The 8769-nt window shown below is 38.6% G+C and carries 4 protein-coding genes; all 4 read right to left on the bottom strand.

The window, feature by feature from the left end:
- Positions 1–248: 248 nt before the first annotated feature.
- The 4 genes from VB797_RS19795 to VB797_RS19780 all read right to left on the bottom strand — a co-directional run bounded on the left by VB797_RS19795 (position 249) and on the right by VB797_RS19780 (position 8734).
- A complete protein-coding gene (locus VB797_RS19795) occupies positions 249–1556 on the bottom strand; it encodes a response regulator (protein ID WP_323239450.1) in 1308 nt (435 codons plus the stop codon).
- Complete coding sequence (locus tag VB797_RS19790; protein ID WP_323239449.1) at positions 1553–4342, bottom strand: CHASE2 domain-containing protein; 2790 nt, start codon at positions 4340–4342, stop codon at positions 1553–1555. The genes VB797_RS19795 and VB797_RS19790 overlap by 4 nt, the downstream gene beginning before the upstream one ends.
- A gap of 281 nt (positions 4343–4623) precedes the next feature.
- Complete coding sequence (locus VB797_RS19785; protein WP_323239448.1) at positions 4624–5604, bottom strand: DUF928 domain-containing protein; 981 nt, start codon at positions 5602–5604, stop codon at positions 4624–4626.
- Positions 5605–6166: 562 nt separating this feature from the next.
- A complete protein-coding gene (locus tag VB797_RS19780) occupies positions 6167–8734 on the bottom strand; it encodes a CHAT domain-containing protein (protein WP_323239447.1) in 2568 nt (855 codons plus the stop codon).
- Positions 8735–8769: the final 35 nt, after the last annotated feature.

Raw genomic sequence — 8769 nt, 5'->3', positions numbered from 1 at the left:
ACTTTTAAACGTCTCGCTCGCTAGTTACTTTTAAACGTCTCGCTCGCTAGTTGCTTTTAGCTCGCTAGTTGTAACGAGCGTGTGCGTAAACGCAGATTCGCGCAGCCTCGCACTACGAATTTATTACTCATCAGAATTAATGCAATAGACATGAACTTCGAGAGACATAGCAATACAGAGAGTCTCTACATTTTTCAATCGATTAAAATATTAAATATATCCAGTTACTGTAGATAAAAATATAGCAGTTAAATTGGCAGTGTAATTATAAATTTAGTTCCTTTACCTTGGGTTGATAAGCATTCGATTTTTCCGTCGTGTTTATCCACAATAATTTGATAGCTAATGGCTAATCCCAAACCAGTTCCTTTACCTACAGCTTTAGTGGTAAAAGATTGCTCAAAAATCCGAGATTGGACTTCAGGAGGCATTCCTAAAGCACTATCTTCAATGGAGATTGAGACAGTGTTTTGCTCCGGATTTATGGAAGTTGCGATCGCGATCGTATTTCCGCAAGCAATTATTTTTTCATCAGCTTTTTGATATAAATCGTCAAATGCATCAATAGCGTTAGCAATAATATTCATAAATACCTGATTTAATTGTCCGGGATAGCAATTAATTAGCGGTAGCTCGCTATAGTTTTTAATAACCTCGATTTTCGGTCTTTCTCCTATATCTTTAAGTCGATGTTTGAGTAACATTAAAGTACTGTTAATTCCTTCGTGAATTTGATACTCTACTTTAGATGCAATATCACCGCGAGCAAAAGTTCTTAAAGACAAACTAATGTCTGTTAAACGAGCGATTCCTTGACGCATTGATTTCATCAGTTTTGGTAAATCTTCAATCAAATACTCCAAGTCAATTTCTTCAATGAGTTCTGCGATTTCATGATCGTCAGAATCCGCTAACTTTTCCTGTTGAAGCTTGACTAAACCAAGAAGATCGTTGACGTATCCCTCAATATGATTGCAATTTCCGCCAATAAAACCAATAGGATTATTAATTTCATGTCCAATCCCGGCAACAAGTTGTCCTAATGTGGACATTTTTTCGCTTTGAACTAATTGTAATTGGGTTTGCTGTAACTGCTCTATAGATTGGCTTAATTGTGCGGTGCGTTGCTGTACTTCTTGTTCCAGATTGCGGGTAAGTAAGGAAAGTTTTAAATGTAGTTTTAAGCGAGCAATAACTTCTTCTTGTTGGAAGGGTTTGGTAATATAGTCAACTGCTCCTATTTCTAAACCTTTGACTTTATCTGTAGCTTCGGAAAGAGCAGTCATAAAAATTACCGGAATATTTGCTGTAATCGGATTAGCTTTTAACTTACGACAGGTTTCAAAACCATCAATACCCGGCATCATTATATCTAAAAGAATCAAATCGGGTTGAGCATATTCCGCTTGTTCAATAGCCGATTCTCCATCAGTTGCCATTAACGCTTTCCAACCGTATCCCCCAATAGACTCAAACAGTACTTTAAGATTAGTAGGATTATCATCAACTAAAAGAATATGCATTGGTTTAGAGAAAATATCTGTCGTATTATTCATTTTCGAGTTGACTCCTTAGTTACAAATTGTTTGAGAAATTTCCGAATTTTTGCACTCTGAAAGTTAGTAGTAAGTTTACTGAGTTCGTTAGCGAAACCGAGTAATTGTCGATCTTGCGCTGCGATCTTTTCTAGTATTCCCTCAATTGCTGGAATATCACCCATCATTGCTAAATGATAAAGTTGCTGGACTATTTCTTCTGATGGAGGAATTATCTTAGCTGTTGAAATAGATTGATTTTGATTGAGAGCAGATTCGCTTGGGGTGACATCACCATCGTAAATCCATCTTAAATCTAATAAAATTCCTAACGTTTCGATTAATTCTTCTGCTTCTAAAGGCTTAGGTAAAAATGTTTTTGCTCCCGCTTCTAAGCTACGTTGTCTATCTGCATCAAAAACGCTAGCGCTAGAAACAACAATCGGGATAGAAGAAGTTTGAGGATTGGCTTGAAGTTTGATCATCAGTTCAAAACCATCCATATTTGGCATTGCTAAATCAAGTAAAATTAGATCGGGATGATTATCTACCGCTAACTTTAACCCTTCTAAACCATCTTTGGCTTGTAAAGTCCGAAAGCTAATTGATTGTAAGATATTGCTTAATATATCGAGATGATTTTTATCGTCATCAACAATCAGAATTTGCGGTGTCTTGTCTTTAATTCCAATGATTTTTCGTCGAATTGAAGCTATTTCTGCTGCATATTGCTCATTAATTGGCATTATCAAATTTAAAGAGAAAATACTTCCTTCACCCAAACGACTTTCTACTTCAATTTGACTTCCCATCAATGCTGTAATTCTTTGACTAATTGTTAATCCTAAACCTGTACCATCGGGACGTTTACCAGCATCACCGACTTGTTCAAAAGGTTTAAAAATCTTTTCTAATTGCTCCGATGACATTCCTACACCTGTATCTTCTATACTGAAGCGAATTGTACAAGTTGTATCTTTATCTATATTCTTTTGTTCAAGCAGATTAACTTTAAAAGTAACTCCACCTTGATCGGTGAATTTAATTGCATTACCCATCAAATTAATCAATACTTGCCGCAAGCGTTTTTCATCAACTTCTACAGCAATAGGTAAATTTTTATCTAAAATAACATTAAATGGAATACCTTTTTGTTCGGCTCGAATCTGACAAATTTCTGTCACTCCATGTAAAAAAGCCTCTAAATGAACAGCACTGGGAAACAATTCTAATTTACGGGCTTCAATTTTAGAAAGGTCTAAGATATCGTTAAGTAACATTAATAAATGCGAACCGCACTGATAAATAATGTTCACACCATCTAAACTTTTACCCGTAATATTTGAACTCATTTGCAATACCTGAGCGTAACCAAGAATGCCGTTAAGTGGTGTGCGTAATTCGTGACTCATATTCGCGAGAAACTCGCTTTTGGCTTGATTCGCGCTATCAGCTAAAAGTTTGGCTTCAAGTAATTCGTGGGTTCGTTCTTCAACTTTGATTTCTAAAGTTTTGGAATAATTTAATAGTCGATTATTCGCAATTTCTAATTGACGATTGCTTTCCTCAAGTTTCTGTTGTTTGTAAGCATTAGTTGTAGCAACTACACTGCTAATAAAAGCCGTCAAAGCTGGAGTAATAGGAATTAATAAACCTTTTAAAAATATCCAATAGCTACCACTAATCAACCCAAAAGTAATTCCTACAGTTGTCCATAAAATATTACCCCCCGGAAGCCGCTTTCTTTTGTGACTACTTGCTAAACACCAGCTACCAACAGCACCAACAGCAGCCCAAAAAGTTATCCAAATCGGAAAATGTATTGCTGAAAAACCCTTTAGATTAGCCTTTCCCGTTTTAGCTCCTTGTACCAACTGCAAAGCAATATTCGCATGAATTGCAACCCCCGGAGTCGGATTTCCCGCAGTCAACCAAGAAGAGCTAAAAGGAGTACCAAAAAAATCATTTGTACTCTCAGCAGTCGAACCGATAAACACCATGCGATCGCGCAATAAGTCCTTACGTATTTTACCTGCCAAGATATCGCGCATTGCTACCGTAATAAATGCTGTTTCAGCACCATACCAATTGAGTAAAATTTGATATCCGCCTAAATCACCGCTAGTATAACCAGCTTCCCCAACTGTCAAGGGTAAATGAATTTGTTTACCCAACTGAAACTTTTGCCGTTCCGCATCAACAGATTCTAAAGAAATCCCTTCTGCTTCCAGATATTTTAAAGCTACAACAGTTGCCAAACCAGCTTTGAGAGTACCTTTGTCCTCCTTATCCACAGCAGTTAATAAAGCCCGTCGCACCTGGCGATCGCCATCTAAAACCAAGTCAGCTAAACCTACCTGTCCTTTGTGTTTCAACTCCGGTGGTGGCTTAACTCTTTCCCCCGTAATTTTCTCGACTCCGAACAAATTAGGAGTAGTTTGAAAAACCTTTACAAGCTGCTCGTGTCCCTTTCCTTCTGGTAAGTCTCGGTATAAATCTAAACCTATAGCTCGTGGTTTTTGTAATTTAATTTTTTCGAGTAAATCAGCAAGTGCAGCATCCGGAATTGGCCATTTCCCCACAGATTGAATATCTTTTTCATCAACCGTCACGATCGCAATTTTTGAAGCTAGATTCTGCTTATTTTCCGATTGAGAGCGTAAGCGAAAAAACCAATCTCGCGTTTGCCATTCCGGTAAATTAAATAATCCTATACCTTGAGCAATAACAACAGCAACAGTTACTGTAGGAGTAATAATAAAAACGTTGCGATTTCGTCGAAAAAAAGACTTTAATTTGCACCACATAAAATATTTTAGATTTTAGATTTTGGACTTTAGATTAAATATATAAAAATCTAAAATTAGATATTATAGATATTGTAGGGTGCGTTACGAACTTTGTTCTAACGCACCAAGTGCTTGGAGAATGTTTGGAACTTGAAATATCGTCTTATAAATGGTGCGTTAGCGGTCTTCATAACGTACCCTACTTTAAAAATTCTAGATTAAAGATTGAGAGACGATTTCATCTTTAAAACCGTCCTAATTATAATTACAATCCAAAATCTAAAATCTAAAATCTAAAATTAATTAAGAGCGACTAACGGAGCTTTTTCAATCTGCTGAAGTCCTACAGATTCGAGCAATTCCGACCATTGTTTATCTAAATTTGCATCCTTCGGTTGATTAGCTCGTAATTTAGCTAAAGTTGCCACACAGTCATACCAAACCCCGTTCTTACCTAAAGCTGTAGCAAGTTTGAGCAAATCTTTTTGCTGCATTGCCATTGTGATTTCTGCCGACGGCTGAATGCGTTTAATCCAACCATCAACATAAGGTGTTCTAGGGCTGAGTTCTCCATCGATTTTTAATGCTAGAAACCATTGATAGTTTTTCTCTAGCTGTAAATCGGTAGGAACTTTGATCGAAATAACTCCCCCTTGACCAGATACTGGTACAGTCATTTGATGTAAAGTATTTCCTTGAGCATCTTTAAGACTAAAAACACCTTCTCTAGCTTCCGAATCAGGTAGATAAACCAAAATTTCCGCACGTTGAGAAACTGTTGTTCCAAAATAAGTTTGAGGTAAAAGTGCCAAAATAGCCGCCGGTTGCTCTACGTTAGATTCGGGGAAATTTAGATAGCGACGACCTTCACGAGATGCACCACCATCAGTTTTTTGCGGTGCGGGTTGGCTTGATTTAGGAGCAAACAAGTCTCCCCTCGAAGCTCCACCGCTCGTTCTTTTCGGAGTTGATTCACCAGATTTCGGAGCAAATAAACTACCCCTCGAAGCTCCACCAGTCGATCTTTTCGGTGCAGATTCACTCGATTTAGGAGCGAACAAACTACCCCTCGAAGCTCCACCAGTCGATCTTTTCGGTGCAGATTCACCCGATTTCGGAGCAAACAAGCTACCCCTCGAAGCTCCACCCGTTGCTTTACTTGGAGTACCGCTATTTGGTGGAGGACTAAAAGTGACAGCACTAACCATTTGTGATGACATCCATCCTCCGCTAGCAATCAACATCAAGCTTAAAGTACTAGCCGTTAATATTTGTTTCATTTGTTACTCCTGATTAAAAAAAATGATGTCGCTCAAAAATACTTTTTTGATATCTATCGATTAAATTGAAACAAAAAAATTTGTTGGAAAAGCTTGTATCAAAATGTTTTTCTTCTCAACCTTGAAAAAAATCTATTTCTATTTTAAAAATATTGCTTGTTATATGGATTGAGGAAATTACTTACTTTAAAGTTAAATAAGATATCTATATCTAAAGGCGGAGCTTTATTTCTTGTTCCCAGGCTCTGCCTGGGAACATATCTCAAGAGGCTCTGTCTCTTGATAAAATCGAGGCAGAGCCTCACGTAATGGATTCCCAGTCTCAGACTGGGAACCAGTTGTTGAGGACAGGTAAAACATTCGTAGTGCGTGTGCGTAAGCGCAGACTCACGTTAACGAAGTTTGCCCGAAGGGTAGTGTGCGCGTTCACCGCAAGGTGTTCCCGCAGGGAAGCGCAAGCTTCTAGCTCGCTCGTTACAACCAGCGAGCTAAAAGCAATCAGCGAGCGAGACGCTCGCACTACGTTAACCCCGCAGAATTAATGTGGTGAAGTACTAGGTTCCTACTGCCAATTACCGACTAAAACAAATGCAGACCAGAAAAATGGCTGACGAAAATCGGTATTTTTCATTAACTCTACCTGAGCTTGTCTGAGAGCTTGGGCTTTCGTGGTTCCTGGCTTTAACAAGTTTTCGTAAAAGCTATTCATCAAAGCTACTGTTGCTTGGTCTTTAACAGGCCACAAAGAAGCGATTGTGGAACGCGCTCCGGATTTAATTGCTAGCCCTGCTAATCCCAAAACAGCCCGATTGTCTCCAGCAGCAGTATCGCAAGCACTCAATACTAATAAATCAATATTTTGAGATTGACTGCTTTGTCGATTTCGCAATAGTTCCGAAAGCTCTTTAATATTAATTTGACCGTCCCAAGTCAGGAGAAAGGTATCATCCAAGCGAGAACTAAATTGTCCGTGAGTAGCTAAGTGAACTACATTCGCAGAACCATTTTTGATTTTAGTTGCGAGACTAGCTTCTGTTAATTTCTCATTGAGTAAAGTAGAGGTGGAATTTACTTTTTCAGAAATTTCTTTGACTTCAGACTTCACCCCCGGAAGCGGACTAAAGCCAGAACGAGCTTCGCTAATACCTGCAACTACTGCTTTAATATTGTTCGATTTTAAAGATGTTCCCTGCATCAACTGCAATCCCGGTGAAAGGGTGACAGCATACTTTTCAATTAAATATTGCTGCCCGTCATAAAGTGCCGACATCGGTATATTCCGCAGGATGCCATCTAAAACGAATACCAAAGTTTGAGTATCTTTGATTGCTTGAGCTTCCAACGGAGTTATTAACCAACTGTAAACCTGTTGAGAAAGGCGATCGCGCTCTTGGAGGCTCGATACTGGATTTAAACTAGCGAGTAATTGCCTTAATGTTTGTTCAACTTCCTCACTCGATTTGTTGGTGACGCTGTAAGATAATGGCTGTCCGGCTTTCGAGTAAATCACCGCTAAACGGTCTTGCAGAATAATCGGATAAACTACTGTTGCAGTGGTATCGATTTGATCAATTTGCTGGGCTTTATCCAAACAAGCTTCCCGTAAAAAGTTATCTAATTCGGCAACTTGTAAGGATTCAATTAAATCTCTGGCTTGGACAAGATTAGCTTGAGCGGGTTTTCCTTCAAGTAATAATCCAACCAACTCTCGGTATACAGGTTCCACGCTCTCGCGGAAGGAAAACTGTACATCTGAATTCACTGCTACTAAATCTGTACGAATTGCTTTGAGAGAGTTAACCGCTTCAGTATAGTTAGCGATCGCTTGCTGATTTTTATTCTGCTGTTTATGCAACCGTCCCAATTCCCAAGCAGCTTGAGCAATAATGTCTTCTGCTTGCAGTTGACGAGCAATATTCAAAGACTGCTTAGTTAAATTTTCTGCTTCGACAAACTGTCCCGTGTAGCGATAAAATTCACCCCATTGTTTAAGAGCGTAAGCTTCTGCAAGCCGATCTTCAATTTGTCGAGCTTCTGTAACAGTTTTAGCCAGCATCTGACCCAAATCGTTTAGGGATACAAATTGAGTAGCATTCTCCAACTTAGTTAAACTAGCAATAAAATTAATTCGGCTGTAGAGAGATGTCCGATTTGGAGGTGATGCTTGGAGTTGCTCGTAAAGTTGAGTAATTAAAGGAGTTGCATAATCTTTAACATCGTAATCAACAAATAATTTAAACCGCTTCAAACTCGCTTGTAACTTCTCTTGAGGATTATTCGCTGCATTTTCTGCTTGTTCAAAATAGGTTAATGCTGCATCGGGATTTTCTAAATCAACAGCAGTTTTACCCAAAATCTGTAAAATACTGCTTATCTGGTCATTTGCCTGGATTTTTTGAGCAGTTTTCAAACCTTGCACCAGAATATTCTCACTTTCTTGAGATATTCCCATTGACTGCAAAGTTGCACCAAGACTCCGCAAACCACTCACCTTAATTTCCGAATCTGGCAGATTTTGCAACTTTTGAGCGATCGCTTCCAACTGCTTTTTGGAACGACGATAAAACCCCATACTTTGCAAAGCCTGAGTCTGATTAATTTGACTACCCAGACTTCCTTCCTTATCCCCCGCTTGTTCGTAATATTTCTGTGCTTGCTGCCAACTTTCTAGCGCTACTTCTCCCTTACCCGTATACAGTTGCAAACCAGCTTGAGTATTCCATACCTGCGCCCAAATAATCGCATCGGGAGCAGATTTAGCAGATTTTAATAACTCTAAAGCCTTGTCAACTGATTGTTGCGAATTACTTAATTGATTAAGCTGCTGTTGAACTAGAGAAAGATAACTATAAGATAAAGCTTGATTTAAAGTATCCCCTTGGATTTGATATTGTTTCGCTGCTGTTTGCCAAATATTCGCAGCTTCGGTAAAACGTCCTTGATGATAAAGTGTTCTTCCTTGTTCTAATAAATTTGCATCCTCAGTTTGCTTAACAGCAACCTTTGCAGAAACTTCTTCATAAGCCTTAGCAGGATTGAGGTTCCAAAACAAAGGTAATAGTACCAAACATAAACTTAAGAAGCACAGACTAATATACAGCCAACGACGTTTTTGAAAACGGTAGATCATCTTAATTGTTTTAATTAGTAACTGTTAACAAATGA

Origin of the sequence: Rivularia sp. UHCC 0363 (genome assembly GCF_034931125.1) — a bacterium.
Classification (GTDB): Bacteria; Cyanobacteriota; Cyanobacteriia; order Cyanobacteriales; family Nostocaceae; genus Rivularia.
Note: the sequence above shows the minus strand (reverse complement) of the source record. Positions and strands in the feature narration are given on the sequence as shown.

What these genes read in the sequence shown, in the direction of transcription:
- VB797_RS19795 (WP_323239450.1), bottom strand. Translation starts at nt 1,556, where the DNA reads ATGAATAATACGACAGATATTTTCTCTAAACCAATGCATATTCTTTTA.
- VB797_RS19790 (WP_323239449.1), bottom strand. Translation starts at nt 4,342, where the DNA reads ATGTGGTGCAAATTAAAGTCTTTTTTTCGACGAAATCGCAACGTTTTT.
- VB797_RS19785 (WP_323239448.1), bottom strand. Translation starts at nt 5,604, where the DNA reads ATGAAACAAATATTAACGGCTAGTACTTTAAGCTTGATGTTGATTGCT.
- VB797_RS19780 (WP_323239447.1), bottom strand. Translation starts at nt 8,734, where the DNA reads ATGATCTACCGTTTTCAAAAACGTCGTTGGCTGTATATTAGTCTGTGC.